This window comes from Allobosea sp. 47.2.35 (assembly GCF_024655635.1).
GTDB lineage: Bacteria > Pseudomonadota > Alphaproteobacteria > Rhizobiales > Beijerinckiaceae > Allobosea.
In genome coordinates this window covers 154403-180783 of sequence record NZ_JANLGI010000001.1, presented here as the reverse complement: position 1 = coordinate 180783, position 26381 = coordinate 154403, and the positions used below count along the sequence as shown (strand labels likewise).

The following is a 26381-nucleotide window of genomic DNA, read 5'->3' as shown; positions in this document are numbered from 1 at the left end:
GCCTCAGAGCAGCGAGAGCGTCTTGGCGGTCACGCGGACCGCACGCGCCCGGTGCCCAGTCTCGAAGACGGCATAGCGGAGCGCGGCGCTGCGATCGCAGAAGATGCCGCCGCCACGCCCATGCGTCTCGACGGCGAGCCAGTGGCCTTCCGCGTCGCGCCCGACCAGGAACTGGAGCGGGCCGCCGAAGGATTTGCGAGGGATACTGAACATCATCCTGTTTCCCGAACGGCCTCCAAGGGCCGCCCGGACAAGCTAGGGGCGACACCATAGGCGTTCGAGACGAGGCAAGGGGCGATACCATCAAGATTCCATAGGGATCGCGCCCGCCGCACTTTGACATCCACCAGCCGGGCGCGCTCAATCCGCGCCCCTCCTTCCGGATTCGCCCGATGCGTTACCGCCTCTTCGCCACCCTCGTCGCAACCAGCCTGCTGGGCGCCTCAATCGCTCAAGCCGCGACGCTTGCACCGGAACAGCGCTTCAGGACGCTCGGGGATTTCTCCGCGAAGAAGGCAGGCAAGCCGGCGCGCGATGTCAGCGGCCTCGCCTGCATGCCGGCCGCGAACGGAACGCAGCGCTGCCTGCTGATCAATGACGAAGGCTCCTTCGCCCAGTTCGCCCGCATCGCCGAGAATCGCATCACCCCCGATGCGACCCTGCCCATCATCGGGACCGAGGCCTCGTCCGATACGCTCGGTCAGCCGCCGCAAGGCATCTGCAAGATGCCCGGCCGCTTCGCCGAGCTCGATGGCGAGGCCGTGGCCTATGCCGATGGCGCCTTCTACATCGCCGGTTCGCATGGCTGCTCGCGCAAGAGGGGCGAGTTCCGCCTCTCCTCCTTCCACCTCGCCCGGATCAAGGTCGATGCGGCAGGCTCACCCGCAGGCAAGGTCGAGCGCACCTATCGCCTGAGCGACATGCTGCGCACCGCCGGCCCGGCCGCCCCCTTCTTCGGCCGAGGGCTGATGGATGATAACGGCCTGAACATCGAGGGGATCGCCGTCGTCGGCGACACGCTCTGGGCTGGCCTGCGCGCGCCCTCGCTCGGCAATCGCGCCTTCCTCGTCGGCGCCTCGCTCAAGGCCCTGTTCGCGCCGGGCCATGCGCCGGCGACGGAGGCGCCACGGGTCTTCGAATTGCCGGCCGGCAGTAATCGCGGCATCCGCGACCTCGCGCCCCTGCCCGACGGCCGCCTGCTCGCCCTGCTCGGCCCGGCCCAGGAACAGGCCCTGCCCTATTCGCTGATGCTGATCGACCCCGCCAAGCCCGATGCCTCAGCAACGCTCGGCGATCTGCCCGGCCGTGGCGATGACAAGGCAGAATCCCTGACCGTGCTCTCGCCCGATGGTAAGGGCCTCGCGGCCCTCGTCGGCTATGACGGCCCGAAGAACGGCCATTTCGAATCCTATCGCCTGCCGATCGAAGCGCGCTGACCCGATGGAATTCCGCAACGCTCTCACCCACGCCGTCGAGCGCTATCGCGCCGAGGTCGCCGATCCTCGCGAGCATCTTGCCCTGCTGCGCTGGCAGATGGCGGCAGGCCATGCGCTCGACCGGCGCGACACCTTTCCCGGCCATCTCACCACCAGCGCCTTCGTGCTCTCGCCGGACCATGCGCAGGTGCTGCTGATCGACCATGTCGTGATCGGCCGCTGGCTCCAGCCCGGCGGGCATTGGGAGGAGGCCGAACACTTCCATCTCTCGGCGGCACGCGAGGCGGTCGAGGAAACCGGCGTGCAGGGCCTTGTCCTGCATCCCTGGCACCGGAGCGGCGACCTGCCCTTCACCATCGACAGCCATGACGTGCCGGGAAAGCCGTCGCGCGGCGAGCCGGCCCATGTCCATCACGACCTGCAATATCTCTTCCTCGCCGACCCGGCTTTGCCGCTCGTCGCTCAGGTGGAGGAAGTGCACGCCGCCGCCTGGAAGCCGATCGACGCGCTGGCCGGGATCGCGCCGCGTGCGCTGGAACGCCTCTCCAGCCTGCCGAAACCCTGACTGTTGCAGCGCAACAACAGCGGGGCGGATAGCGGAAACGACTATGGCTCTTTTATCGCGGCGGGATCGGGCTCGCGGCAGGGTTCGCTCGAGGATGAAATAGTTATTGCAATTGATTTGCATTAGCGTATCAATCCGAGGCCTCCCCGGAGCACACCTATGTTTTCGAAAGCCACCGCTCTCGCCCTGACCGCCGCGGCCCTCTCGGCCCCCGCCGTCGCCGCCGACCTGTCTTCCCGCAAGGGCGCGCCCGTTGCGCCGCCCCCCGTCGTCTCCGTCTGCACGGAAAGCGAGGGCATCCCGACCGACGCCTTCGGCTTCACCACCGGCTCCGATGTCGCCGATACCGGCTCCTTCGGGACCAGCCTGACCTATGGCGGCGCCTTCGGCACCCGCACCGGCAGCTCGAACGGCCATGGCCTGACCCTGCAGGGCTCCTATGGCCTCTTCCCCTGCTTCGAGATCGGCCCCTATCTGCTGGGCAATATCACCAGCGCCTCGGCCGGCGGAGTCAGCGCCGACTCGCGCGCCTTCGGCGCCGGCGTCGAGATGAAGTACAAGCTGCTCAGCCGCAACATGCATGGAATCGGCCTGACTCTGGTCATCGACCCCAGCCTGAACCGCGCCGATCCGGACGGCGCCGGCCGCTTCACCACCTACAATACCGGCATCCGCATCTTCGCCGACAAGACCCTCATCCCGAACACGCTCTATGCCGGCCTGAACATCTCGCATGACCTGACCTGGACCGGCCCCTCGCCCTATCAGCGCTCCTCCACCTTCACCGTCGGCGGCGCGCTCGCCTGGCAGGTGCAGGAAGGCCTCTATCTCAGCGGCGAGGTCCGCCACATGCGCTCCCATAACGAGCTCGGCTTCGGCAACGAGGCGGGCTACGCCACCTTCGTTGGCCCGGGCGTGTTCTGGCAGGCGACGAAGCAGCTCGCTTTGTCCGCCGCCTATAACATCCAGGTCTCCGGCAAGGCCAAGGGCGAGCCGGGCAATCTCGACCTCACCAATTTCAGCCAGCATCTGGTGAAGGTGAAACTCGGCTACAGCTTCTGAAGCAGCCTGACGACGCATCCAAGAAAGAGCGGCAGCGGCAACGCTGCCGCTCTTTTCGTTTCGGTTCGCCTTGCGCGTTGACATACTCCCCCTCAGTACCATAGCGTCGCGGCAACCGGAGCCTCGGTGCCCATGCCTCATACGCCCGAAGAGAAGAAGCGCGCCGTGACGCGGCTGCGCCGCATCAGGGGGCAGACCGACGCCCTGATCGCCGCCGTCGAGCGCGGCGAGGAATGCGGCGCCCTCCTGCAGCAACTCGCCGCCCTGCGCGGCGCTGCGACCGGGCTGATGGCCGAGGTGCTGGAAAGCCACCTGCGCGAGACCATGGCCCGCCCGGCCGAGGCAGCACAGGCGGATGCCGGGAACGACGACGAGATCGCCGCGATCATGCGGGTCATCCGCCCCTATCTGAAATGAACGCTCGAACAGAAGGAAACACCCGATGAAGACCCGCGCCGCCGTCGCCTGGGAAGCCGGCAAGCCCCTCACCATCGAGACCATCGAGATCGGCGGCCCCAAGGCCGGCGAGGTGCTCGTGGAGGTGATGGCAACCGGCATCTGCCACACCGACGCCTACACGCTCTCAGGCCTGGATTCGGAGGGCAAGTTCCCCGCGATCCTCGGCCATGAGGGCGCAGGGATCGTGCGCGAGGTCGGCGCTGGCGTCACCACGCTGAAGCCCGGCGACCATGTCATCCCGCTCTACACACCGGAATGCCGCAGCTGTAAGTCCTGCCTGTCGCGCCGGACCAATCTCTGCACCTCGATCCGCGCGACCCAGGGCCAGGGCGTGATGCCGGACGGCACCTCGCGCTTCTCCTGCGACGGTGGCGAAGTGTTCCACTACATGGGCTGCTCGACCTTCGCGAACTTCACCGTGCTGCCCGAGATCGCGCTCGCCAAGGTCCGCGAGGACGCCCCCTTCGACAAGATCTGCTATATCGGCTGCGGCGTGACGACCGGCATCGGCGCGGTGATCTACACGGCGAAGGTCTGGCCCGGTGCGAATGTCGTGGTCTTCGGGCTCGGCGGCATCGGCCTCAACGTCATCCAGGGCGCCCGCATGGTCGGCGCCGACAAGATCATCGGCGTCGATATCAACCCGGCCAAGCGCGCCATGGCCGAGAAGTTCGGCATGACCGACTTCATCAACCCGAGCGAGATCGGCAACGACAAGGTTGTGCAGGCGATCGTCGACCTGACCGGCGGCGGCGCCGATTTCTCCTTCGATGCGACCGGCAACACCAATGTGATGCGCCAGGCGCTGGAATGCTGCCATCGCGGCTGGGGCGAGTCGATCATCATCGGCGTCGCCGAGGCCGGCAAGGAGATCGCGACCCGTCCGTTCCAGCTCGTCACCGGCCGCGTCTGGAAGGGTACGGCCTTCGGTGGCGCACGCGGGCGCACCGACGTGCCGAAGATCGTCGACTGGTACATGGAGGGCAAGATCAACATCGACGACCTGATCACCCACAAGCTCTCGCTCGACGAGATCAATACCGGCTTCGACCTGATGCACGAGGGCAAGTCGATCCGCAGCGTGGTGGTCTATTGAGCGGCCGTTCCACCGCCTCATTCGGCAGGCACTGAAGCACCACCTTTATCATTCCGGGGCTGCGCAACCCGCGGAACCCGGAACCCACGACCGGGTGAGACATTTGAATAGGCCAACCGGGCAAAAGCTCGTCCGGTCGTGGGTTCCGGGTTCGGCACCTGGCCGCCCCGGAATGACAAGCGCGCCGCAAGAAAGGAATCGCCCATGGAACTGCTCTCCTCCTCCAAGGCTTTCGGCGGCTCGCAACGCGTCTATCGGCATGACAGCGCGGCTTGCGCCTGTCCGATGACCTTCGCGATCTACCTGCCGCATCAGATCGAGGACGGTCCGGTTCCACTGCTCTGGTATCTCTCGGGGCTGACCTGCACGCACCAGAACGTCATGGACAAGGGAGAGTATCGCGCGGCGGCGGCCGCCAACGGCATCGCCATCATCTGCCCGGATACGAGCCCGCGCGGCGAAGGCGTGCCGGACGAGCCGGAAAACTGGCAGTTCGGTGGAGGTGCCGGCTTCTATCTCGATGCGACCGAGGCACCCTATGCGAAGAACTACCGCATGGAGACCTATATCCGCGACGAACTGCCGGAGCTGATCAGCCGGCATTTCCCGGTCGACATGAAGCGCCAGGGTATCTTCGGCCATTCCATGGGCGGCCATGGCGCGATCACGCTCGCCCTGAAGAACCCGGAGCGCTACCGTTCCGTGTCCGCCTTCGCGCCGATCGCCCAGCCCTCGACGGCCGGCTGGTCGCGCCCGGCATTCGAGAAGTATCTGGGGCCGGACGAGACCAAATGGCGTGCCTATGACTCGACCCTGCTGATCGCCGATGGTCATCGCGTCCGCGACCTGCTGGTCGACCAGGGCACGGCCGACGGCTTCCTCGAAGAGGGCCTGCGCCCACAGCTTCTCGACATCGCCTGCGCCGCTGCCGGTATCCCGCTCCAGCTGACGATGCGCGACGGCTACGACCACTCCTACAACTTCATCTCGACCTTCATGGCCCAGCACATCGCCTGGCATGCCGAGCGCCTGACGGCGTAACGCCGCCCCTGCAGAAGCCTGACGGATATCGGGGCTTCGGCATCACCTTGCCGTCGTTCACGCGCCGGTAAGGTTAGCTTTTAGGGTTAAGTGTCATTTAAGAAATCACTGCCATGGTCCTTCCCGTGGGTAACAAGCGCGGGCTTGCGTTCTCTGCGCCGCGCAAACGTGAAGGACACTGCCATGGGCAGCCTGAAAACTCTCGCGCTGGCGGGCGGCCTGGCCCTCGGCGTCTCCGCCGCGGCACAGGCCGCGGATCTCAACTACGCTCCGCCTCCCCCGCCCGAGCCGCTCGGCCTCAAGGGCACGATCTCCAGCGGCATCTACCTGCGCGGCGATATCGGCGTCGGCGTCCAGAGCGTTGGCAAATATCATCAGGACGACGTCGCCCAGTTCGGCGGCCGCTTCTTCGGCAAGAGCGACAATTCCGCCTTCTTCGGTGGCATCGGTGTCGGCTACCGCTTCAACAACTGGCTGCGCTTCGACGTCACCGGCGAATATCGCGGCGCCGGCCAGATCGGTGTGAACGACATCGTCTTCAATCCGTTCAACAACGGCAACCAGACCAATACCTACAAGGGCAACCTGACCTCGCTGGTCACCTTGTTCAACGGCTATTTCGATCTCGGCACCTGGAACTGCCTGACGCCCTATATCGGCGCCGGTATCGGTTTCTCGCAGAACCGGATCAGCGGCCTGACCGACCAGGGGGCCCTGCTCGGCAACTTCGTCGGCCCGACGCTGGGCTATGCCAATAGCGGCAGCAAGACCGACCTCGCCTGGGCCCTGATGGCCGGCGTCGGCTACGAGGTGAACAAGAACCTCACCCTCGAAGTCGGCTACCGCTACCTGAACCTTGGTGATGCCCAGTCGGGCCGTCTGGTCAACGCCTTCACCGGCCAGATCCAGGCGCCGCTCAAGGCCAAGGACATCGAGAGCCACGATTTCCGCATCGGCATGCGCTGGAACTTCGGCGACCCGAACTGCTGCGGCACGCCGGAGCCGGTCGCCTACGCGCCGCCGGTGGTGCGCAAGTACTGATCCGAAGCATCGGACAAGGATAAGAAGCGGCGCGGGCCAACCCCGCGCCGTTTGGCTTTTCTCAGCGCAGCAACGACTGCCCGGTCATCTCGGACGGCTGCGCCAGCTCCATCAACGCGAGCAGCGTGGGCGAGATATCGGCGAGCCGCCCGTCGGCAAGCCCCCTGCCCTGCCCGCCGACCAGCATCAGCGGCACGGGATTGGTGGTGTGGGCGGTATGCGGCTTGCCCGTCGCCGGATCGACCATCAACTCGGCATTGCCATGGTCTGCCGTGACGAGCAGCGCTCCGCCCTGCCGCCCGATGGCGTCAGCGATGGCGCCCAACCCGGCATCGACCGTCTCGACCGCCTTGATCGCAGCCGCCAGCACGCCGGTATGGCCGACCATGTCGGGATTGGCGAAGTTGAGCACGACAAGGTCGTAGCGGCCGGAATCGATCGCCTCGACCGCCTTCCGGGTCAGTTCCGGCGCCGACATCTCCGGCTGCAGGTCATAGGTCGCGACCTTCGGCGAAGGCGCCATCACCCGATCCTCGCCCGGATAGGGCGTCTCCTCGCCGCCGTTGAAGAAATAGGTGACGTGCGGATATTTCTCGGTCTCGGCCATGCGGACTTGCGTCCGCCCGGCCTTGGCGACCGTCTCGCCCAAGCCGTTGGCCAGCGTCTGCGGGGCGAACAGCATCGGCATGACCTTGTCGAGTTCGGCGCTGTAGGAGGTCATTCTGACCGCCTTGACCAGCACCGGCCGGCGCGGCCGGACGAAGCCGGTGAAATCCGGCTCCAGGACGGCGGCGAGAATCTCGCGGATGCGGTCCGAGCGGAAATTGAAGCTGAGCAGACCGTCGCCGTCCCTCATCCCTGCATAGGCACCGATAACAGCCGGCAGGATGAACTCGTCGGTGACGTTCTGGGCGTAAGCCGCGGCGATTGCGGCCTGCGCATCCGCGAAGCGCTCACCCTCCCCCAGCACCATCGCCCGCCAGGCCTTCTCGACCCGCTCCCAGCGATTGTCGCGATCCATGGCATAATAGCGGCCTGAGACGCTGGCGATGGTCGCGCCCGCCGGCAGAGCGGCGGCGAAGGTCTTGACGTATTCGACCGCCGATTGCGGTGGCGTATCGCGCCCGTCGGTGAAGACATGGACATGCACGGTGACGCCCTGCGCGGTCAGGATGCGGGCGAGCGCCACCGCATGGTCCTGATGGGCATGGACACCGCCGGGCGAGACAAGGCCGATGAGATGGCAGGCGCCGCCGCTCGCCTTCAGCCCCGCAACCAGGGCGGTCGCTTCCAGCGCCGTGGCGATCGAGCCGTCTGCGATCGCCTGATTGATGCGTGGCAGATCCTGCATCACCACCCGGCCGGCACCGAGATTGAGGTGGCCGACCTCGGAATTGCCCATCTGGCCCGGCGGCAAGCCGACATCGAGCCCGGAGGTGCGCAGGAAAGCATGCGGGTTCGCCGCCCAGAGCCGGTCGAAATTCGGGGTGTTCGCCAGCTTGACGGCGTTGTTCTCGCTCTCCTCGCGCCAGCCCCAGCCATCGAGGATCATCAGCATCACGGGGCGAGGCGGCATCGGCTTGACCTGTCGGCATTTGTGAAAACTGCTTGTGCGGATACCACGCGCCACGCCGCCGATGCGAGTGCTAAGAAGGCTACGGACCACCACGGAGCATACCGATGTCGATCAAGGCGCTGGTTTTCGATGCCTATGGCACGCTTTTCGATGTCCAGTCGGTCGCCGCCGTCACCGATGCAGCCTTTCCCGGCCATGGCGCGACGATCACCCAGATCTGGCGCCTGAAGCAGCTCGAATACACCTGGTTGCGCGCCCTGATGGATCGATACGAGGATTTCTGGACGGTCACGCGCGACTCCCTCGATTTCACGCTGCGGACGCTCGGGCTCGCCTCCTCGCCCGAGCTCGTCGCCAGGATCGCGGCCGCCTATGACGCGCTGTTGCTCTACCCGGAGGCCCGCGCCGCACTCGAAGGCCTTGCCTCCCACCGCCTCGCCATCTTCTCCAACGGCAGCCCGGACATGCTGAAGCGGCTCGTCGCCCATGCGGGGATTACCGACCTGCTGGAGACCGTGATCAGCGTCGACGAGATCGGCGTCTACAAGCCCGATCCGCGCGGCTATGCCCATGTCGAGAAGCGGCTCGGCCTCGCGCGCGACGAGATTCTCTTCGTCTCCTCGAACGGCTTCGACATCGCCGGGGCCAAGGCACATGGCTTCCATGTTGCCCGCATCGAACGCATTCCCGCCGGTAGGCTGCGCAGCGAACTGGCGGCGGCCACGACGATCGACCCGGCATTGATGTTCAAGGCGCTCCGCATGCAGCCGGAGCAGCTCGGCTTCCAGTCAGACGCCACCATTGCCGCGTTGACCGATCTCGTCTCCTATGTCGCCGGACTGCGGCAGGCCTGAAGCGCCACGCGAGGAGACCCCGATGATCAAGCTTTATTACCACCCCTCGCCGAACCCGGCGAAGATTGCGCTCTTCCTCGAGGAAGCCGGCCTGCCCTACGAGATGGTGCCGGTCGACACCCGCAAAGGCGACCAGTTCAAGCCGGAGTTCCTCGCGATCAACCCCAACGCCAAGACGCCCGCCCTGACCGATGGCGACGTCACAATCTTCGATTCCAACGCGATCCTGCTCTATCTCGCAGAGAAGACCGGCCAGTTCCTGCCGGAGGACACGCCGAAGGCACGCGGCGAGATGCTGTCCTGGCTGATGTTCGTCGCGACCGGCATCGGCCCCTATTGCGGCCAGGCCGTGCATTTCAGCCGCTTCGCCCCGGAGAAGCTGCCCTATGCCATCGACCGTTATGCCCGCGAGGCGGAGCGGCACTGGGGCATCGTCAACGACCTGCTCGCAGACCGACGCTACATGCTGGGCGACCGCTACACGCTGGTCGACATGTCGATCTGGGGCTGGGCGACGCGGCTCTCCTTCGCCATCGGCGAGACCTGGCCGGAAATGTTCCCGCATGTGAAGCGCCATCTCGACGAGATCTCCGCTCGTCCCGCTGCGCAACGTGCCGTCGCGCTGAAAGACCAGTTCGCCTTCAAAACGGATTTCGACGCGGAAGCGCGTAAATTCCTGTTCCCGCAGAACGCCCATCTGGCGGGCTGACCGACGGCCGACACCGCCTGTGCATCATGCCTGCCCCGCCTGCGAAAGCGCTGGCGGCGGCGGGGTTTTCGGGCCAGTGTCCGCCCGGTTCCGCGCTCGGGAGGCGCGGGCGGAATAGCCTCCGAGAGGACGAATGCCGACCGATATCGAGATCGCGCGCGTAGCCACGCTGCAGCCCATCGCCACGATCGCCGAAAAGGCGGGCATCCCCTCCGAGGCGCTGAACCCCTACGGCAAGTACATCGCCAAGATCGACACCCACGCGATCCCCGGCTTCCAGGCGAAGCCGGACGGCAAGCTCATCCTCGTCACCGCGATCAGCCCCACGCCCGTCGGCGAAGGCAAGACCACGACGACCGTCGGCCTCGGCGACGGGCTCTCCCGCATCGGCAAGCGCGCGATGATCGCCCTGCGCGAGCCCTCGCTCGGCCCGAGCTTCGGCCTGAAGGGCGGCGCCGCCGGCGGCGGCTATGCCCAGGTCGTGCCGATGGAGCAGATCAACCTGCACTTCACCGGCGATTTTCACGCGATCACCAGCGCCCATAACCTGCTGGCGGCGATGGTCGACAACCATGTCTACTGGGGCAACGGCCTCGGCCTCGACACCCGCCACATCGCCTGGCGGCGCGTCATGGACATGAACGACCGGGCCTTGCGCTCGATCGTCTCCTCGCTTGGCGGCGCCAGCAACGGCTTCCCGCGCGAGGACGGCTTCGACATCACCGTCGCCTCCGAGATCATGGCGATCTTCTGCCTCGCCCGCGACGCCGCCGATCTCGAAACCCGTCTCGGCCGCATCGTCGTCGGCCGCACGCGCGACAAGCGCCTCGTCACCGCCGCCGACATCAAGGCGACCGGCGCGATGAGCGTGCTGCTCAAGGACGCGCTGATGCCGAACCTCGTGCAGACGCTGGAGGGCACGCCCGCCTTCGTCCATGGCGGCCCCTTCGCCAATATCGCCCATGGCTGCAATTCGGTGATCGCGACAAAGGCTGCGCTGAAGCTCGCCGACTATGTCGTCACCGAGGCCGGCTTCGGGGCCGATCTCGGCGCCGAGAAGTTCTTCGACATCAAGTGCCGCAAGGCCGGGCTGAAGCCCGCCGCCGCTGTTGTCGTAGCCACCGTCCGCGCCCTCAAGATGCATGGCGGCGTGGCCAAGGACGCGCTCGGACGCGAGGACCTGAAGGCGCTGGAAGCAGGGCTCTCCAACCTCACCCGCCATGTCAACAATGTCCGGAAATTCGGCGTACCGCCGGTCGTCGCGATCAACCATTTCACCACGGACACCGCCGCCGAGCACGAACTGATCCGCAACTATTGCCGCAACCATCTCGGCGTCGAGGCGGTGATCTGCCGGCACTGGGCCGAGGGCGGCGCCGGCGCCGAGGAGCTCGCCCGCAAAGTCGCCGCATTGGCTGATGAAGGCGAGGCCGATTTCGCACCGCTCTACCCCGATACGATGCCGCTTCGGAAGAAGCTGGAGACGGTCGCGCGCGAAATCTACGGCGCCGAAGGCGTCAGCGTCGATGCCAAGCTTCAGGCGCGTTTCGCCGAGCTGGAGGAGGCCGGTTTCGGCGACCTGCCGGTCTGCGTCGCCAAGACCCAGTATTCCTTCTCGGCCGACCCGACCCTGCGCGGCGCGCCCTCCGGCCACATCGTGCCTTTGCGTGAGCTCAGGCTCTCGGCCGGCGCCGGCTTCGTGGTCGCGATCTGCGGGGACGTCATGACCATGCCCGGCCTGCCGCGCGAGCCCGCCGCCGAGCGCATCCATATCGACGCGCAGGGGCGCATCGAAGGCCTGTTCTGAAGCGTGTCATGATTCTGAAGCGCGTCATCCCGTGTCTGCGCTGCAGCGTGAAACGCTGCGGCGCAGACACGGGACCGCGTGACAAGAGGGCGCCTTTTCCGGGAGACGGTCACGTGTCTGCGCAGCGGCATTCACATGCCGCAGCGCGCACGGGATGACAGCCCGAGCAAACGCCGCCGATGCATTAGCCATTCTTAAAGCTTACGCAACGGATCGGTCTCTACCTTGCGCCATCCCGCAAGGAAGCCGACCCGATGAGCCAGGCCGAAACCGGTCTGCCCCGCACGCATAGCCTGAAGGCCCGGGTCATGGGCTGGACGCTCGCCATACTCGTGGCGATCGCGATTCCGGCTGGCGCAGCCTTCCTGTGGATCGTCGACGCGACCGTGGTGAAGCTCGGCACGCTCGTCGCCGAGAAGCAGATCCTGTTCGATCGCTATCGCGGGCTGGAAGCGCTGATGCGCGAGGTTTCGCTGGCAGAAACCGTCGCCCGCGCCCCCACGATCGTCGACTGGGCCGAAACCGAGGGTGATCCGGACAAGGCCGAGCGCGGTCTGGCCGAGCTGGAGCATTACCGCCAGTCCTTCCGGGATCGTAGCTACTTCGCCGTCATCGCCGGCTCCGGCAACTACTACTTCAACGACAAGGACAACAGCTACGAGCACGCCCGCAAGCGCTACACGCTCTCGGCCAGCAACCCACGCGACGGCTGGTTCTACAAGACCGCGGCCCTCGGCTCCGGCTGCCATCTGAACGTCGACAATGACGACAATCTCCGCGTCACCAAGGTCTGGATCAACTGCATCATCCGCAAGGATGGCCGCGTGCTGGGCATCATCGGCACCGGGCTCGACCTGACGCAGTTCATCCGCGAGGTCGTCGATATCCCGCAGACCGGCGTCCAGAGCATGTTCGTCGATCGCAGCGGCGCCGTGCAGGCCCATCGCGACGCCAGCCTCGTCGACTTCCACAGCCTGACCAAGGACATCTCGTCCAAGAAGACGATCTACCAGATCATCGACACCGACCCGGACCGCAGCCTGCTCGGCCAGATGATCGCCCGTGTCGGGGCTGGCGACGACCTCGTGCAATCTCGCTTCATGACCGTCGACGGCAAGCGCGTGCTCGTCGGCGTCGGTTATCTCGATCGCCTCGGCTGGTTCAACGTCACGGTGATGGATATCGACCGCATCATCGACCGCAGCCTGTTCCTGCCGCTCGGCCTGCTCTTCGGCGTGGTCCTGCTGGCGGCGGCCGCCCTGATGACCCTGCTGTTCAAGCGTGCGGTGCTCGACCGGCTCGCCCGCGTCGAGCATGCCGCCAGCCATGTCCGCGCCCGCGAGTTCCGCGCCGTCGCGATCGATGCCGGGCGCGACGAGATCGGCCGGCTGTCGCAGGCCTTCGGCATGATGGCGCGCAGCGTCGAGGAGAACACCGCCCGTCTCGAGGAAGCCGTGCGCGAGCGGACCGAGCAGCTCGAGAGGCTCGCCCATGCCGATCCGCTGACCGGCGTCTTCAACCGCCGCGGCTTCGAGCGCGCCTTTGCGAAGAGCCGCAGCCGCGCCGGGCGCACCGGGCATCAGGCCGGGCTGCTGCTGGTCGATCTCGACAATCTCAAGCCGCTCAACGACCGCCACGGCCACCAGAGCGGCGACGAGGTCATCGCCGAACTCGCGAGGCGGATGACCGCGCTGCTGCGCGACCGCGACATCTGCGCCCGCTGGGGTGGCGACGAGTTCATCCTGCTGCTCGACAATGTTGATCGCGACGCCATGTCGAGGATCGCCGCCGCGATCGTCGCTGCCGCCGCGGAGCGCCCTGTTGCCCTGAGCAGCGGCGCGACCGTCCTGGTCACCACCAGCATCGGTGCGGCCCTCATGGAACCCTCCGACACGCTGAGCGAAGCCACGCGCCGCGCCGACGAGGCGCTCTATGTCGCCAAGCGCAACGGCCGCAACGGCTTCGCCGTCAGCCAGCCGGAGGAACTGCCGCTGCGTCGGCGCAGCAGCGGCTAAAGCGCGTCATCCCGTGCGCGCTGCGGCGTGTAAATGCCGCTGCGCAGACACGGGACCGTCATCAGGAAAAGGTGTCTTCTCGTCGCGCGGTCCCGTGTCTGCATCGCGGCACTTCGCGCCGCAATGCGCACGGGATGACACGCTCAAGCGAAGTCGAGCTGGACCTTGATCGCCTTCGACTTGTCGGCAGCGAGATCGAAGGCCTCGACCGCCCGGTCGACCGGGATCGACGCCGTCAGCAACGGCGACAGGTCGATCGAGCCCGAGCCGATCATCGCCACCGCCCAGTCGAACTCCTCATGGAAGCGGAAGGAGCCGCGCAGGTCGAATTCCTTGGCGACGACGACGTTCATCGGCAGCGTGAACTGGCCGCCGACGCCGATCTGGACGATGACGCCGCCCGGCCTGACCACGTCGAAGGCGCCGGTCAGCGCATGCTGGTTGCCGGAGGCCTCGAACATCACGTCGAAGGCGCCCTTCTCCGCGCCGTACTCGGCCTTGAGCCGCTCCGGCTCCGCCGCGACATTGACCGTCGCCGTCGCGCCCATCTTGTGGGCAACCGGCAGCGGCCCATCGACCACGTCGGTCGCGACGATCTCGGAAGCGCCGGCAGCCTTGGCCGCAAGGATGGTCAGCGCGCCGATCGGCCCCGCACCCGTCACCAGAACGCGCTTGCCGAGCAGCGGCCCGGCGCGCTTGGCGGCGTGGAGGCAGACCGAGAGCGGCTCGGCGAAGGCGGCCTCGGCCGCCGTGACACCAGGCGCCACTTTCACCGCCTGCCGCTCCTCAACGACCAAGACGTCACGGAAGCCCCCCTGCACATGCGGGAAGCGCATCGCCGAGCCGTAGAACAGCATGTCCGTGCAGTGCTGCTGCAAACCCATCTGGCAATAGCGGCAATGGCCGCAGGCCCGGCTCGGATTAACCGCGACCCGGTCGCCCGGCTTCACCCGCGAGACCTCGCCGCCGATCGCCTCGACGCGGCCGGCGATCTCGTGGCCGAGGATCATCGGTTCGCGCACGCGGATCGTGCCGAAACCACCATGCAGATAGTAGTGCAGGTCCGAGCCGCAGATGCCGCCGGCCTCGATCCGCACGCGCACGTCGCGCGGCCCGAGCTCGGGTGCGGTGGTCGGCTCGACCCGCAGATCCTTCTCGGCATGGATGACGACGGCACGCATGGGACGCTCCCGGATTCGCCGCGCGATGGCGCGCGGCACCATTGTCTAATCGATTGAAACCTGCTTACCCAAGACAGCGCCCCCGGCGCAAACCGAAATCGCCGCATTCGGCATTTTGCGAGGATAAGCCATGTCGCTGTCGCTGTTCAGTCTCGCCGGCAAGATCGCGCTCGTCACCGGCTCGGGCCAGGGCATCGGCCTCGCGCTCGCCGAAGGGCTCTCGGATGCCGGCGCCCATGTCGTGCTGAACGGCCGCGACAGGGCGAAGCTCGAGCGGGCGCAGCAGGCCCTTGCCGCCGCCGGCCGCAAGGCCTCCATCGCCCCCTTCGACGTCACCGACCACGCGGCGGTCGAGGCTGGCGTCGCCATGATCGAGGCCGAGATCGGCCCGATCGATATCCTCATCAACAATGCCGGCATGCAGAAGCGCGCGCCGATCACCGAATTTCCGGTCGATGGCTGGCACGAGGTGATCAACACCAACCTGCACTCGGTGTTCTACGTCACCCAGGCCGTGACCAAGCGCATGGTGCCGCGCAAGCGCGGCAAGATCATCAGCATCGGCTCGGTGATGAGCGAGCTCGGCCGCGCCACGATCATCCCCTATACGGCGTCCAAGGGCGCGGTGAAGATGATGACGCGGGGCCTCGCCGCCGAACTCGGCAAGCATAACATCCAGGCCAACGCCATCGGCCCCGGCTATTTCGCCACCGAGATCAATGCCGCGCTGATCGCTGATGAGGCCTTCTCGAACTGGGTCTGCACGCGCACGCCGGCCGGGCGCTGGGGCGAGACGAAGGAGCTGGCGGGCGCCGCGATCTTCCTGTCCTCGGCGGCGTCCGACTATGTCAACGGCCACCTGCTGATGGTCGATGGCGGGCTCACCACGGTGGTGTGAGGCAGCCGTTCAGGCCGCGGCCTTCGTCACCGCCTCGACGACATCATCGACCGCGCGCTCGACCAGATCGCGATCGTCGCCTTCGGCCATGACGCGGATCACCGGCTCGGTACCGGACGGGCGGATGACCAGGCGGCCGCTCTCGCCGAGGAGCTGCTTGGCCGCCTCGATGGCGCTGACCACCGGCTTCTCCTCCAGCGGGCGACCTTTCTTGTAGCGAACGTTCTTGAGGATCTGCGGCAGCGGCTCGAAGCAGTGGCAGACCTCGGAGACCGGCTTGTCCATCCGCTTGACCACGGCGAGCAACTGCAGCGCTGCGACGAGGCCGTCGCCGGTCGTGCCGAAATCCGAGAGGATGATATGGCCGGACTGCTCGCCGCCCAGGTTGAAGCCGTGGTTGCGCATGTGCTCCAGCACATAGCGGTCGCCGACAGCGGTCCGCGCCAGCGTGAGGCCCAGGCCCGCGAGATAACGCTCCAGGCCGAGATTGGACATGATCGTCGCGACGATGCCCGGCGCCGAGAGCCGGCCATCCTCCAGCCAGGAGCGCGCGATGACTGCCATCAGCTGGTCGCCGTCTACGATCTGGCCCTGCTCGTCGACCACCAGCACGCGGTCGGCGTCGCCATCGAGCGCGATGCCGACATCGGCACGCAATTCCCTGACCTTCGCCACCAGCGTCGCGGGATGGGTCGAGCCGACATCGCGGTTGATGTTGAAGCCATCGGGCTCGTCGCCGATGACGATGACCTCGGCACCCAGCTCCCAGAGGGCTTGCGGCGCCACCTTGTAGCCGGCGCCATTGGCGCAATCGAGCACGATGCGCAGGCCTTCCAGGCTCATGTTGCGCGGCATGGTCCGCTTGGCGAACTCGACATAGCGCGCATCGGCGCTGTCGATGCGCTTGGCCCGGCCGAGCTTGGCCGAACCGGAAAGGCGCGAGGTCAGATCGCCGTCGATCAGCCCCTCGATCTCGCGCTCGACCTCGTCATTGAGCTTGTAGCCGTCAGGCCCGAACAGCTTGATGCCGTTATCCTCATAGGCGTTGTGCGAGGCCGAGATCATCACGCCGAGATCAGCCCGCATCGAGCGCGTCAGCATCGCGACCGCCGGCGTCGGCATCGGGCCGAGCAGCATCACGTCCATGCCGACCGAGGTGAAGCCCGCGACCATCGCGTATTCGATCATGTAGCCGGAGAGGCGGGTATCCTTGCCGATCACCACCCGGTGGCGATGCTCGCCGCGGCGGAAGGCGATGCCCGTGGCCTGGCCGACCTTCAGGGCGAGGTCAGGCGTGATGACGCCGTTCGCCCGCCCGCGAATGCCGTCCGTTCCAAAGTATTTGCGCGTCATCGTGATTCGGTTCCGAGGGGCGGATCACGCCCGGTTTTGCGCGTTCTATAGCCAAAAAACCTTTCCGCCTTCTCACAAATTGTGACGGAGCGTGACATCGCCTCCGCGCAAAGAGAAAGGGCGGCCTCGCGGCCGCCCTTTCGTATTCCGTCAAAGCCAGCCTCAGCCCTGCGGCTGCGGCTCCATGCCGGCATCCGGCTCGCCGCGCTTGCGGCCCTTGCCGGCGCTCGGCACGGCCGAACCGCGCGGGGCATGCGGCGTGTCGTCGAGATCGCGCGAGGGGCGCTTGCCGGCGATCAGGTCGCGGATTTCCTCGCCCGTCAGCGTCTCGAACTCGAGCAGCGCCTCGGCCACCGCCACGAACTCCTCGTGATGGTCGGTGAGGATCTTCTTGGCATCGGCATAGCCCTCGTCGACAAGGCGCTTCACCTCGGCGTCGATCTTCTGCGCTGTCGCCTCGGAGAGCGACTGGCTGCGGCCCATCGACATGCCCAGGAAGACCTCTTCCTGATTGTCGCCATAGGCGACCATGCCGAGTTCGTCCGAATAGCCCATCTGCGTGACCATGGCCTTGGCCATCTTGGTCGCCTGCTGGATGTCGCCGGTGGCGCCCGAGGTGACGTTCTCGCGGCCGAAGGTGATCTCCTCCGCCACACGCCCGCCCATGGCGACCGCGAGCTGCGAGGTGAACTCCTTGAACTTCATCGAGTAGCGGTCGCCCTCCGGCAGGAACTTGACCATGCCGAGCGCACGGCCGCGCGGAATGATCGTCGCCTTGTGCACGGGGATGCCGGCCGGGACATAGAGGCCGACGATGGCGTGACCGGCCTCGTGATAAGCGGTCAGCTTCTTCTCTTCCTCCGACATGGCCATGGACTTGCGCTCGGCGCCCATCATGACCTTGTCCTTGGCGTCCTCGAACTCGCCATGGGTGACCATGCGCTTGCCGCGGCGGGCCGCCAGCAATGCCGCCTCGTTGACGAGATTCATCAGGTCGGCGCCCGAGAAACCGGGCGTGCCGCGGGCCAGAATCTTGAGGTCGACATCCGGCGCCATCGGCACCTTGCGGACATGGACGCGCAGGATCTTCTCGCGGCCGGCGACATCCGGATTCGGGACGACGATCTGGCGGTCGAAGCGGCCCGGACGCAGCAGCGCGGGGTCGAGCACGTCCGGACGGTTGGTCGCGGCGATGATGATCACGCCCTCGTTCGGCTCGAAGCCGTCCATCTCGACGAGGAGCTGGTTCAGCGTCTGCTCGCGCTCGTCATTGCCGCCGCCGAGACCGGCGCCGCGATGACGGCCGACCGCGTCGATTTCGTCGATGAAGATGATGCAGGGCGCGTTCTTCTTGGCCTGCTCGAACATGTCGCGCACGCGGCTCGCACCGACACCGACGAACATCTCGACGAAATCGGAGCCCGAGATGGTGAAGAACGGCACGTTCGCCTCGCCCGCGACGGCACGCGCCGTAAGGGTCTTACCGGTACCGGGAGGGCCGACGAGCAGGACACCGCGCGGGATGCGCCCGCCCAGTCGCTGGAACTTCTGGGGATCGCGCAGGAACTCGACGATCTCCTGCAGGTCTTCCTTGGCCTCGTCGATGCCGGCGACATCCTCGAAGGTGACGCGGCCATGCGCCTCCGTGAGGAGCTTGGCCTTGGACTTGCCGAAGCCCATCGCCCGGCCGGCGCCGTTCTGCATCTGGCGGGACATGAAGATCCACAGGCCGATGAAGATGACGAAGGGCAGCGAATTGACCAGCAGCGCCATAAACCAGGGCGTGCCTTCCGACGGCGCCTTGGCCGAGACCTGCACGCCCTTCTGGGCCATGGTCTTCAGCAGGTTCGGATCGCCGTAGGGCGCATAGGTCACGAAGCTGCGACCGTCCGAGAAGGAGCCGGAAATCTCCTGGCCGGCGACGACGACGTTCGACACGCGTCCGGCCTCGGCCTCGTTGATCAGCTGGCTGTAGGGGATTTCATTGGTGCTGGCACGCTGGCTCGGGCTCTGGAACAGAGTGACCAGCGCCAGCACCAGCAGGAAGATCACCACCCAGAGGGCGAAATTGCGAAAATTCGGATTCATTCCCAGTCCGATCGGGCCTCCCGGAGCAACCGGGCGAGGCCTAGAGTTTCCCGACGATCAATTTAGGTGTCGCATACGTGCTTGCCAAGGGAAAGCAATGGCGTGGCGGCACTATGACGCCGAAGGGTGAACACCGCGTCTGCGCGGGGGCTCGGCTTGCAGCGTCAGAACGCCGTCGCGACCAAGCGAAAGAACGCAGCCCGACAGTGTCCGCCGCGCGGTCGAACCGGCGCGGGCCGCCTCGATCAGAACGGCCCCACAGGCTTCCAGCCGCTCCAGCCGGCCATACCCTTCGCCCTCCGGCCGGACCGCATCGAGCGCCAGCCCAAGAACCCGCAAGACGATCTCTTCCGGCTCGACGACAAGCGCTGAAAAATCCAGACGCAGACGACTCCCCGCTGCCTCGTTCGGCAGCACGGCCTCTACGAAAATCTTGCTGGCACGATGCGCCGCGGCCTCGTCCAGTCGCGCCATTCTCTCCGCCAGCCGCCCCAGTCGCTCGGCCGTCAGCCCCTGCTCGGCCAGAACCGGCATCACCTCCCGCCAGCGCACCCGCTCGAAACGCGGGTCGCGATTGCTGGGATCGCGGACGAACGGCAATCCGCGTGCCTCTGCTGTCGCGACAAGGCGCTCCTTGGGGATGCCGAGCAAGGGCCGGACGAGCGGAATACCGTCAACCTCGCTGCGCTCCCGCATCCCCGCGAGCCCGGACGGTCCCGAGCCATGGGCAAGCCGCATCAGCATCGTCTCGGCCTGATCGTCGAGCGTATGGGCGGTGACCAGCGTCGCGCTACAGAGCCGCCTCGCCTCGTTAGCCAGCAGCGCATAGCGGGCGCGGCGCGCCTCGGCTTGCACGCGGCTCGCGGGCTTCGCCCCCTCCCAGCGCAAGGTCGCATGGCTGACACCGAGCTTCGCGCAAAGCCCGGCCACGGCGGCGGCCTCCTCCGCCGATCCCGGGCGCAACCCGTGATCGACCGTCGCGGCATGAAGTGCCGGCCGGCCGGGCATCTGAGCCCATGCAGCCAGCAGTGCCAGCAGGGCTACTGAATCCGGCCCGCCCGAGACAGCGACAAGCAGGGCCGTCTCACCCGACAGCCCCTCAAAAGCAGCGCCGGCCTCGACTGGCGAAACCGGCGCAATGTCTTCTGCGAGCGGGGCCGCGCTCAAGCGCAGCCGGAGCGGCGGCGCTCGCGGGCGATGCCCTGGCGCACGGAATTGGAGGCGGAGGGATAGTCGATGCCGACCTTGGCATAGGTCGCGCAGGCCTGTTCCTTGGCGCCGAGCCCGTTCAAGGACATGCCGAGCTTGAGCAGGCTGTCCGGGGCCTTGGCCGCCTTCGGCGATCCTTGCGAGATCTTCAGGAACTGCTCGGCCGCCTCGCGATAACGCTGGCGCTGGAGATAGCTCTCGCCAAGCCAGTAGGTCGCATCGACCGCCTGCCGGTCGCGCGGATAGCTCTGGAGGAACTGGCGGAAACCCATCTCGGCCTGCTCGTACTCCTTGCGCTGGAGCGAGGCGAAGGCGAGGTCGTAAGCGTCCTTGGCGCTCTGCGGACCGCTCGCGGCAGCGACGCTCGCGCCGCGCGGCCTGTCCTGCGGCAGCCCGCCTTGCGGCACCGGGCGCCCGACGCCCTGCAGGTCGAGCGGCTGGCCCGTGGCCGGGCCGCCGGCATAGTCATCCTCGATGATGCCGACGATCCCGGCACCACCACCGAGCTGCTGCGGTGCACCGGCAGCGCCCTGCTGCATCGTCGGGTCGAAGGCGTCGCCGCGGCGCTGGCGCTGCGGCTGCGGCGCTCCGCCGGCAGGCGGCGCGCCCGTCGGGCCCGGGGCCGCCGTGCTCGGCCGGCCGCCGCCCTTCTCGTTCAGGCGAAAATCGACGTCTTCCTGGAACTTGCGGAGCTGGTCGGAGAGCCGCCGGTTCTCGAACTGGAGCTGCTCGATCTGGCCGGACATCTGGCGCAGCTGGTTTTCCAGCCGCGTCGTGCGGACCAGCAGATCGGCCGCATCCTGCGCCGAAGCCGGCACCGCGCCGCCAGCAAGGGCAGCGGAGAGCGCCAAAGCGGCCAGTCCCGGACGGGAGAGATGGCGGGCTAGGAGAGAACGAAGCATCGTTGAAACCGGTTTCCGTACATGTCGCGCGCGTCTCTATACCATCAGCTCACCACGGCCAAAATATGAACGTTTTCATGGCCGGCCTGATGGCGGCGCGCGCCATGTGCAAACGCGTAAAGAACCACTGGCGCTTTGCCGGCGACGTCCCTACATTGGCAGGGCGGGGCTGCCTGGTGCGTGAGAGACAGCATTCCCCGGGCCCATACGACTCCCTAGGGAGCTGTCCCTGACCGGTTCCATTGGAGCCGGACACACGGCGCCCACCTACTTTAGTAGGTGTCCCGGGATTCAAAACTCCACGGCCGAGGTGGCTCCGCAGCCCATATGACGATGACGTCCGACACGCCGGTAACTCCTTCCTCGCGCAAGGCGGCTCTCCGCGCGGAAGCGCTGGCCCGCCGCGACGGGCTCGATCTCGACAACCGGCTGGAATGGGACGCGGAGATCGCGGCCCACGCCCTTGCCCTCCCCGTCTGGAAGGGCAGCACCGGCCCGGTCTCGGCCTATTGGCCAATGCGCTCGGAAGCCGATCCCCGCCCGATCCTCGAAGCCCTGCATGAGCGCGGCCTGCCGCTCTGCCTGCCGGCGATCGTCGAGAAGCGCATGATCTTCCGGCGCTGGGCGCCCTATGAGCCGATCGTACCCGGCGGCTTCGGCACGCTCGTTCCCGCGCCCGACCAGCCGGAGCTGAAGCCCACGATCCTGTTGGTGCCGCTCGCCGCCTTCGACCGGCGCGGCTACCGCATCGGCTACGGCAAGGGCTATTACGACCGGGCGCTGACGGAACTCGGCCCGACCATCAGCATCGGCATCGGCTATGCCGCGCAGGAGATCGACGCCGTGCCGGACGAGCCGCATGACCGGCGCCTCGACTGGATCGTGACCGAGCGCGAAACCCTGCGCTGCGGTTGATTCCCGCGCGGCTTCGCGCGAGGGAGAAAGCCTTCCCGGTTTTCGAGTCTGTTTCATGCGTCTTCTCTTCCTCGGTGACATCGTCGGCCGCCCCGGCCGGATTGCGGTTCAGGAGCGGCTGCCCGCCCTGCGCGAGGCCTGGAAGCTCGATTGCGTCATCATCAATGGCGAGAATTCGGCCGGCGGCTTCGGCATCACCGAGGCGATCTGCGACGAGATCCTCGCCGCCGGGGCCGATGTCGTCACGCTCGGCAACCATTCCTGGGACCAGCGCGAGGCGCTCGTCTTCATCAACAGGCAGGACCGGCTGATCCGCCCGGCCAACTACCCGCCCGGCACGCCCGGCCGCGGTGCAACCGTGATCGAGGCCCGCAACGGCGCCCGCGTCCTCGTCGTCAACGTCATGGGCCGACTGTTCATGGATGCGCTCGACGACCCCTTCGCCGCGGTCGAGCGCGAACTCTCCGCCTGCCCGCTCGGCGAAGTGGCGGACGCCGTCATCGTCGATGTCCATGCCGAGGCGACCAGCGAGAAGCAGGCCATGGGCTATTTCCTCGATGGACGCGCCAGCCTCGTCGTCGGCACTCACACCCATGCGCCGACATCCGATACGCGCATCCTGCCGGCCGGCACCGCCTACCAGTCAGATGCCGGCATGTGCGGCGACTATGATTCCGTGCTCGGCATGCAGAAGGACGAGCCGGTGCGCCGCTTCCTGCAGAAGGTGCCGGGCGCCCGCCTGGAGCCGGCGACCGGCGAAGGCACCCTCTCCGGGGTCGCGGTCGATATCGACGACGCGACCGGCCTGGCCAAGGCGGTCTGGGCCGTGCGCGTCGGCCCGCATCTCAGCCAGGCCGTGCCCGACTGGGCCTAGGGCTGATCGCTCGCTGATCGCGCTTCGGGCTGCGCGGCTCAGACAGCGCGGTTCTGTCGAATCAATTCGTCGAAGGCGTGGTTCAGACTCTCCGCCTGCCGCGAGAGCGTTCCGGCGACGTCGAGCACATCATGCACCGCCCGTCCCGCGTGCTGGGCCCTGTCGTTCAGCTGCACGATGCTTTCGGCGCTGGCTTGCGTGCCGAGCGCCGCCTGATCGGCGCTGCGGGCGATCTCCTGCGTCGCGGCACGCTGCTCGTCTATGCTGGCCGCGACCGCACCCGCAATGCCGTTCACCTGGCTGGCGAAGGCGACGATGCTCTCGATCGCCGCGACGGCCTCCCGCGTCGCCGCCTGCATGGCGGGAACCTGGGCGGCGATCTCGTCCGTGGCCTTGGCGGTGCGGGAGGAAAGCTGCTTCACCTCCGTCGCCACGACGGCGAAGCCACGCCCGGCCTCACCCGCGCGCGCTGCCTCGATCGTCGCATTGAGCGCAAGGAGATTGGTCTGACTGGCGATAGTCTGGATCATCTCGACGACCGAGCCGATCGTCTCGGCCGAACGCGCCAGGCTTTGGACGATCGCGTCTGTCTTCTGGGCGGCGGCATGTGCCTCATGCGCCATTGTCGACGCCCGCACCACCTCCGCGGCGACATGGTCGAGCGAAATCGACAACTCGTTCGTAGCCGTCGCGACATTGCTGACGTTGTCCGAAGCGTCCCCTGCCGCCCCCGCGGCGCGCTCGGCCTGCGAACTGGTCTCACCGACCACGTTCTCGACCGAGGCGGCAAGCCGCTCCACCTTGCCGGCGCTGGCATTCACCGCTCCGACGACTTCCCGGACCGTGACCTCGAACGTCTCGATCTGGCGGCGCGTGCGGTCGCGGTTCTCTTGCTGAACCACGGAATAGGTCTCCAGCAGCAGTTCGAGATCGAGCTGCGTCGCCTTGGACAGTGCCGTGCGTATCGCAATCCGCCGGTCGAGTTCACGCCTCTTCCAGAAGCTCGACAGCCCCATCATGCTTTGCCGGTCCAGGCCAAGCTCGACGATGATGGCGTTTGAGACGATCGCGTGGCAGATCACCACCGCATAGATCGGTACTCCGTGTTCATGGAACACGCTCGCCAGGCGGTGCGCCGATTCGGTGTAGCCCTCCTGGAGACGGCCGGATGCAAGCATGATCCAATGCGCGAGCCGCCGCTCATGAACATCGGGCTGCCGCAGGGCACGCGCGATTTCCGGCCAGGGCGAGAACTGGTCGTGCAGATTGTCCAGCAGATGCGGCAGCCGGCTGCGGGCGAAATCCGACAGTGAGCCGAGAAGAACGATGTCCTCGTTGAAGATCCGGAAGGCGCGGAAGCGGTGTTCCTGCGCGGCAATGGAATTGGATGTCACGGCTTCGCGGGCTTGAGTGAGGACGGCGCGGCGGGTGATGGCATCATGCCCCGTCATGGCAAAGAATGGCTTAACGGCCTGATCGCCTCCGATTTGGGCCAAGATCGACCACAGGCGCTTGCCTGTCACGGAAACCGGCGCCTATAAGGCCCTCCGATCGCCCCGGCACGCACTGCCGGCGGTGTTTCCATGGTTCCATCTCATCAAAGGGCAGCGAGCTCCCATGGCCGGCCATTCACAGTTCAAGAACATCATGCACCGCAAGGGCAAGCAGGATGCCGTGCGCTCCAAGCTGTTCTCGAAACTGGCCCGCGAAATCACCGTCGCCGCCAAGATGGGCATGCCCGACGTCAACATGAACCCGCGCCTGCGCATGGCCGTGCTCGCCGCGCGCGCCGAGAACATGCCGAAGGACAATATCCAGCGCGCCATCAACAAGGCGGCCGGCGGCGAAGGCGACAACTATGACGAGGTCCGCTACGAGGGCTACGGCCCGGGCGGCGCGGCCGTTATCGTCGAGGCACTGACCGACAACCGCAACCGCACCGCTTCCGCAGTGCGCTCCTACTTCACCAAGTCGGGCGGCGCGCTCGGCGAAAGCAACTCCGTCTCCTTCATGTTCAACCGCGTCGGCGAGATCAGCTATCCGCCGGAGGCCGGCGACGCCGACAAGCTGATGGAAGCGGCGATCGAGGCCGGCGCCGACGACGTGATCTCGGACGAGAACGGCCACACCATCCTCTGCGCCTTCGACGCGCTGAACGAGGTCTCCAAGGCGCTCGAAGCCTCGCTCGGCGCCCCCGCCTCGGCCAAGCCCGTCTGGCGCCCGACGACGAGCGCCCCGCTCGACGAGGACAAGGCGGCCTCGATGATGAAGCTGATGGAAGCGCTCGACAACGACGACGACGTCCAGAACGTCTTCGCCAATTTCGAGATCGCCGACGACATCATGGCCAAACTCAGCGCCTGAGCCGAAGCCAGCGCCTTCCGCATCATGGCCGGGCTCGCCCCGGCCATTTGCATTTTTGCGGCCTCGATATGGCGTTGAGAACGTGGATGCCCGCGACGTCTTCTACCGCCCGATCACGACATCCCAGAGCGGCAGGCTGATCAGCGCGCTCAAGAAAATCACCAGGTAGGCCCCGCGCCGGAACGTCTCCTCCGAGGCCAGCCGGAAGCCATGCGTCCCGGCCCAGAGCCCGATGCCGTAGACGGCGAAGAGCGGCACCGCCATCAGCAGGGCACCGCCGGTGAGGATGCCCTTCCACCACAGCACCGCGCCGCTGATCAGCGTCGACACGCCGAAGAAGGCCTGCAGGTTGGCCCGCGTCTTGTGCCGGTCGTTGCGCTGCGCGCCGAGCCAGAACACCGCGAGCGGCATGCCGCCGATTGAGGCCATGCCATTGAACAGCCCCGACAGCGCCCCGACCCCGAGCGAGAGCGGGATCGTCGGCCGTCCGTGATAGCGCCAGCCCGACGCCATCAAGGCGACTGCGATCAGCACGAGCGAGGCCAGCACCCAGCGCATCGTCTCGCGATCGAGCCAGATCAGCAGCCAGATGCCGGCCGGCAAGGCGAGCGTCGCGGTCAGCAGCAGCGGCAGGATTTCGCGCCATTCCGCCTGCCGGGCGCTGCGCGCCGCGATCGGCAGCGCGAAAGGCAGGTCGATGAACCAGATCAGGCCGAGTGCCGCGACAGGCCCGAGCACGACCGAGGCCAAGGGCATGAACACCATGGCGAAGCCGAAGCCCGTAAAGCCGCGCACGAGCCCGCCGAGCAAGGTCGCGGCCAGCAAGACGGCGATGCCGTCGGCGCTGACGCCCGGCATGAAGGTAGACAGAATCGAGGACATGGAGCCGGCTGGAGACGAAAGATGCGGCGAACCATGCCCGCGAGCCGGCAGCAA

The 26381-nt window shown here is 66.9% G+C and carries 24 protein-coding genes and 1 other RNA gene; 16 read left to right on the top strand and 9 right to left on the bottom strand.

The genetic code is table 11. The features are described from left to right. Nucleotides 1-3: 3 nt before the first annotated feature. Nucleotides 4-213, bottom strand: a complete 210-nt coding sequence (locus tag NUV79_RS00915; protein ID WP_257731202.1) for a hypothetical protein — start codon at nucleotides 211-213, stop codon at nucleotides 4-6. A gap of 179 nt (nucleotides 214-392) precedes the next feature. Between NUV79_RS00915 and NUV79_RS00910 the strand changes: the two genes are divergently transcribed. The 7 genes from NUV79_RS00910 to NUV79_RS00880 all read left to right on the top strand — a co-directional run bounded on the left by NUV79_RS00910 (nucleotide 393) and on the right by NUV79_RS00880 (nucleotide 6700). Then, on the top strand, nucleotides 393-1436 hold the full coding sequence (locus NUV79_RS00910; protein ID WP_257731201.1) for a DUF3616 domain-containing protein: 1044 nt from the start codon (nucleotides 393-395) through the stop codon (nucleotides 1434-1436). 4 nt (nucleotides 1437-1440) lie between these two features. Then, complete coding sequence (locus NUV79_RS00905) at nucleotides 1441-2001, top strand: NUDIX hydrolase (protein ID WP_257731200.1); 561 nt, start codon at nucleotides 1441-1443, stop codon at nucleotides 1999-2001. A 159-nt stretch (nucleotides 2002-2160) separates the two neighbouring features. Next, nucleotides 2161-3063 (top strand): hypothetical protein, encoded by a 903-nt coding sequence (locus NUV79_RS00900; protein WP_257731199.1) that lies wholly within the window; start codon nucleotides 2161-2163, stop codon nucleotides 3061-3063. Nucleotides 3064-3195: 132 nt separating this feature from the next. Continuing rightward, nucleotides 3196-3480, top strand: a complete 285-nt coding sequence (locus NUV79_RS00895) for a metal-sensing transcriptional repressor (RefSeq protein WP_257731198.1) — start codon at nucleotides 3196-3198, stop codon at nucleotides 3478-3480. Between the two features lie 25 nt (nucleotides 3481-3505). Continuing rightward, nucleotides 3506-4618: an S-(hydroxymethyl)glutathione dehydrogenase/class III alcohol dehydrogenase gene (locus tag NUV79_RS00890; protein WP_257731197.1), complete on the top strand. Its 1113-nt coding sequence runs from the start codon at nucleotides 3506-3508 to the stop codon at nucleotides 4616-4618. A 204-nt stretch (nucleotides 4619-4822) separates the two neighbouring features. Next, a complete protein-coding gene (gene fghA, locus NUV79_RS00885) occupies nucleotides 4823-5659 on the top strand; it encodes an S-formylglutathione hydrolase (protein ID WP_257731196.1) in 837 nt (278 codons plus the stop codon). Between the two features lie 183 nt (nucleotides 5660-5842). Further along, nucleotides 5843-6700 (top strand): outer membrane protein, encoded by an 858-nt coding sequence (locus tag NUV79_RS00880; protein WP_257731195.1) that lies wholly within the window; start codon nucleotides 5843-5845, stop codon nucleotides 6698-6700. A 61-nt stretch (nucleotides 6701-6761) separates the two neighbouring features. Here NUV79_RS00880 and gpmI read toward each other — a convergent pair whose 3' ends face one another. After that, nucleotides 6762-8276: a 2,3-bisphosphoglycerate-independent phosphoglycerate mutase gene (gene gpmI, locus NUV79_RS00875; protein ID WP_257731194.1), complete on the bottom strand. Its 1515-nt coding sequence runs from the start codon at nucleotides 8274-8276 to the stop codon at nucleotides 6762-6764. A 104-nt stretch (nucleotides 8277-8380) separates the two neighbouring features. On the opposite strand from gpmI, the gene NUV79_RS00870 reads away from it, so the two are divergent. From NUV79_RS00870 to NUV79_RS00855, 4 genes are all read left to right on the top strand, one after another. Continuing rightward, on the top strand, nucleotides 8381-9130 hold the full coding sequence (locus NUV79_RS00870) for a haloacid dehalogenase type II (protein ID WP_257731193.1): 750 nt from the start codon (nucleotides 8381-8383) through the stop codon (nucleotides 9128-9130). A 22-nt stretch (nucleotides 9131-9152) separates the two neighbouring features. Then, nucleotides 9153-9839 carry a glutathione S-transferase family protein gene (locus NUV79_RS00865; RefSeq protein ID WP_257731192.1) on the top strand — a complete coding sequence of 229 codons (687 nt, stop codon included), beginning with the start codon at nucleotides 9153-9155 and terminating at the stop codon, nucleotides 9837-9839. 133 nt (nucleotides 9840-9972) lie between these two features. After that, nucleotides 9973-11646 carry a formate--tetrahydrofolate ligase gene (locus NUV79_RS00860; RefSeq protein WP_257731191.1) on the top strand — a complete coding sequence of 558 codons (1674 nt, stop codon included), beginning with the start codon at nucleotides 9973-9975 and terminating at the stop codon, nucleotides 11644-11646. Nucleotides 11647-11900: 254 nt separating this feature from the next. Continuing rightward, nucleotides 11901-13661 carry a sensor domain-containing diguanylate cyclase gene (locus NUV79_RS00855; protein ID WP_257731190.1) on the top strand — a complete coding sequence of 587 codons (1761 nt, stop codon included), beginning with the start codon at nucleotides 11901-11903 and terminating at the stop codon, nucleotides 13659-13661. Between the two features lie 143 nt (nucleotides 13662-13804). Here NUV79_RS00855 and NUV79_RS00850 read toward each other — a convergent pair whose 3' ends face one another. Continuing rightward, the gene (locus NUV79_RS00850; protein ID WP_257731189.1) at nucleotides 13805-14842 is read right to left on the bottom strand and encodes an L-idonate 5-dehydrogenase; all 1038 of its coding nucleotides are present in this window, start codon (nucleotides 14840-14842) and stop codon (nucleotides 13805-13807) included. A 130-nt stretch (nucleotides 14843-14972) separates the two neighbouring features. Here NUV79_RS00850 and NUV79_RS00845 point away from each other — a divergent pair, with 130 nt between their 5' ends. Then, nucleotides 14973-15740, top strand: a complete 768-nt coding sequence (locus tag NUV79_RS00845; protein WP_257731188.1) for an SDR family oxidoreductase — start codon at nucleotides 14973-14975, stop codon at nucleotides 15738-15740. 9 nt (nucleotides 15741-15749) lie between these two features. Here the strand turns inward: NUV79_RS00845 and glmM are convergent, their stop codons facing one another. The 4 genes from glmM to ybgF all read right to left on the bottom strand — a co-directional run bounded on the left by glmM (nucleotide 15750) and on the right by ybgF (nucleotide 21292). Then, the gene (glmM, locus tag NUV79_RS00840) at nucleotides 15750-17093 is read right to left on the bottom strand and encodes a phosphoglucosamine mutase (RefSeq protein ID WP_257731187.1); all 1344 of its coding nucleotides are present in this window, start codon (nucleotides 17091-17093) and stop codon (nucleotides 15750-15752) included. A 162-nt stretch (nucleotides 17094-17255) separates the two neighbouring features. Further along, nucleotides 17256-19181: an ATP-dependent zinc metalloprotease FtsH gene (gene ftsH, locus NUV79_RS00835; RefSeq protein ID WP_257731186.1), complete on the bottom strand. Its 1926-nt coding sequence runs from the start codon at nucleotides 19179-19181 to the stop codon at nucleotides 17256-17258. A gap of 111 nt (nucleotides 19182-19292) precedes the next feature. Beyond that, nucleotides 19293-20348 carry a tRNA lysidine(34) synthetase TilS gene (gene tilS, locus NUV79_RS00830; RefSeq protein WP_257731185.1) on the bottom strand — a complete coding sequence of 352 codons (1056 nt, stop codon included), beginning with the start codon at nucleotides 20346-20348 and terminating at the stop codon, nucleotides 19293-19295. After that, the gene (ybgF, locus tag NUV79_RS00825) at nucleotides 20345-21292 is read right to left on the bottom strand and encodes a tol-pal system protein YbgF (protein ID WP_257731184.1); all 948 of its coding nucleotides are present in this window, start codon (nucleotides 21290-21292) and stop codon (nucleotides 20345-20347) included. Before ybgF ends, tilS begins: the two co-directional genes overlap by 4 nt. A gap of 163 nt (nucleotides 21293-21455) precedes the next feature. Between ybgF and ssrS the strand changes: the two genes are divergently transcribed. The 3 genes from ssrS (at nucleotide 21456) to NUV79_RS00810 (ending at nucleotide 23081) form a co-directional block, all read left to right on the top strand. Beyond that, nucleotides 21456-21613, top strand: a non-coding RNA gene (ssrS, locus tag NUV79_RS00820) — 6S RNA. A gap of 6 nt (nucleotides 21614-21619) precedes the next feature. Then, nucleotides 21620-22207 (top strand): 5-formyltetrahydrofolate cyclo-ligase, encoded by a 588-nt coding sequence (locus NUV79_RS00815; protein WP_257731183.1) that lies wholly within the window; start codon nucleotides 21620-21622, stop codon nucleotides 22205-22207. A gap of 55 nt (nucleotides 22208-22262) precedes the next feature. Continuing rightward, complete coding sequence (locus NUV79_RS00810) at nucleotides 22263-23081, top strand: TIGR00282 family metallophosphoesterase (RefSeq protein WP_257731182.1); 819 nt, start codon at nucleotides 22263-22265, stop codon at nucleotides 23079-23081. A 38-nt stretch (nucleotides 23082-23119) separates the two neighbouring features. Here the strand turns inward: NUV79_RS00810 and NUV79_RS25240 are convergent, their stop codons facing one another. Further along, nucleotides 23120-24604, bottom strand: coding sequence for a methyl-accepting chemotaxis protein (locus NUV79_RS25240; protein WP_308218143.1), 1485 nt, complete (start codon nucleotides 24602-24604; stop codon nucleotides 23120-23122). Between the two features lie 94 nt (nucleotides 24605-24698). Here NUV79_RS25240 and NUV79_RS00795 point away from each other — a divergent pair, with 94 nt between their 5' ends. Further along, nucleotides 24699-25445 (top strand): YebC/PmpR family DNA-binding transcriptional regulator, encoded by a 747-nt coding sequence (locus NUV79_RS00795; RefSeq protein WP_257731181.1) that lies wholly within the window; start codon nucleotides 24699-24701, stop codon nucleotides 25443-25445. 102 nt (nucleotides 25446-25547) lie between these two features. On the opposite strand, the gene NUV79_RS00790 is transcribed toward NUV79_RS00795, so the two are convergent. Then, complete coding sequence (locus NUV79_RS00790; RefSeq protein ID WP_257731180.1) at nucleotides 25548-26327, bottom strand: sulfite exporter TauE/SafE family protein; 780 nt, start codon at nucleotides 26325-26327, stop codon at nucleotides 25548-25550. Between the last annotated feature and the right edge of the window lie 54 nt (nucleotides 26328-26381).

Bases quoted from the DNA above. Each gene is read 5' to 3' on its own strand.
- NUV79_RS00915 (WP_257731202.1), bottom strand. From the start codon at position 213: ATGTTCAGTATCCCTCGCAAATCCTTCGGCGGCCCGCTCCAGTTCCTG.
- NUV79_RS00910 (WP_257731201.1), top strand. From the start codon at position 393: ATGCGTTACCGCCTCTTCGCCACCCTCGTCGCAACCAGCCTGCTGGGC.
- NUV79_RS00905 (WP_257731200.1), top strand. From the start codon at position 1,441: ATGGAATTCCGCAACGCTCTCACCCACGCCGTCGAGCGCTATCGCGCC.
- NUV79_RS00900 (WP_257731199.1), top strand. From the start codon at position 2,161: ATGTTTTCGAAAGCCACCGCTCTCGCCCTGACCGCCGCGGCCCTCTCG.
- NUV79_RS00895 (WP_257731198.1), top strand. From the start codon at position 3,196: ATGCCTCATACGCCCGAAGAGAAGAAGCGCGCCGTGACGCGGCTGCGC.
- NUV79_RS00890 (WP_257731197.1), top strand. From the start codon at position 3,506: ATGAAGACCCGCGCCGCCGTCGCCTGGGAAGCCGGCAAGCCCCTCACC.
- fghA (WP_257731196.1), top strand. From the start codon at position 4,823: ATGGAACTGCTCTCCTCCTCCAAGGCTTTCGGCGGCTCGCAACGCGTC.
- NUV79_RS00880 (WP_257731195.1), top strand. From the start codon at position 5,843: ATGGGCAGCCTGAAAACTCTCGCGCTGGCGGGCGGCCTGGCCCTCGGC.
- gpmI (WP_257731194.1), bottom strand. From the start codon at position 8,276: ATGCCGCCTCGCCCCGTGATGCTGATGATCCTCGATGGCTGGGGCTGG.
- NUV79_RS00870 (WP_257731193.1), top strand. From the start codon at position 8,381: ATGTCGATCAAGGCGCTGGTTTTCGATGCCTATGGCACGCTTTTCGAT.
- NUV79_RS00865 (WP_257731192.1), top strand. From the start codon at position 9,153: ATGATCAAGCTTTATTACCACCCCTCGCCGAACCCGGCGAAGATTGCG.
- NUV79_RS00860 (WP_257731191.1), top strand. From the start codon at position 9,973: ATGCCGACCGATATCGAGATCGCGCGCGTAGCCACGCTGCAGCCCATC.
- NUV79_RS00855 (WP_257731190.1), top strand. From the start codon at position 11,901: ATGAGCCAGGCCGAAACCGGTCTGCCCCGCACGCATAGCCTGAAGGCC.
- NUV79_RS00850 (WP_257731189.1), bottom strand. From the start codon at position 14,842: ATGCGTGCCGTCGTCATCCATGCCGAGAAGGATCTGCGGGTCGAGCCG.
- NUV79_RS00845 (WP_257731188.1), top strand. From the start codon at position 14,973: ATGTCGCTGTCGCTGTTCAGTCTCGCCGGCAAGATCGCGCTCGTCACC.
- glmM (WP_257731187.1), bottom strand. From the start codon at position 17,093: ATGACGCGCAAATACTTTGGAACGGACGGCATTCGCGGGCGGGCGAAC.
- ftsH (WP_257731186.1), bottom strand. From the start codon at position 19,181: ATGAATCCGAATTTTCGCAATTTCGCCCTCTGGGTGGTGATCTTCCTG.
- ybgF (WP_257731184.1), bottom strand. From the start codon at position 21,292: ATGCTTCGTTCTCTCCTAGCCCGCCATCTCTCCCGTCCGGGACTGGCC.
- NUV79_RS00815 (WP_257731183.1), top strand. From the start codon at position 21,620: ATGACGATGACGTCCGACACGCCGGTAACTCCTTCCTCGCGCAAGGCG.
- NUV79_RS00810 (WP_257731182.1), top strand. From the start codon at position 22,263: ATGCGTCTTCTCTTCCTCGGTGACATCGTCGGCCGCCCCGGCCGGATT.
- NUV79_RS00795 (WP_257731181.1), top strand. From the start codon at position 24,699: ATGGCCGGCCATTCACAGTTCAAGAACATCATGCACCGCAAGGGCAAG.
- NUV79_RS00790 (WP_257731180.1), bottom strand. From the start codon at position 26,327: ATGTCCTCGATTCTGTCTACCTTCATGCCGGGCGTCAGCGCCGACGGC.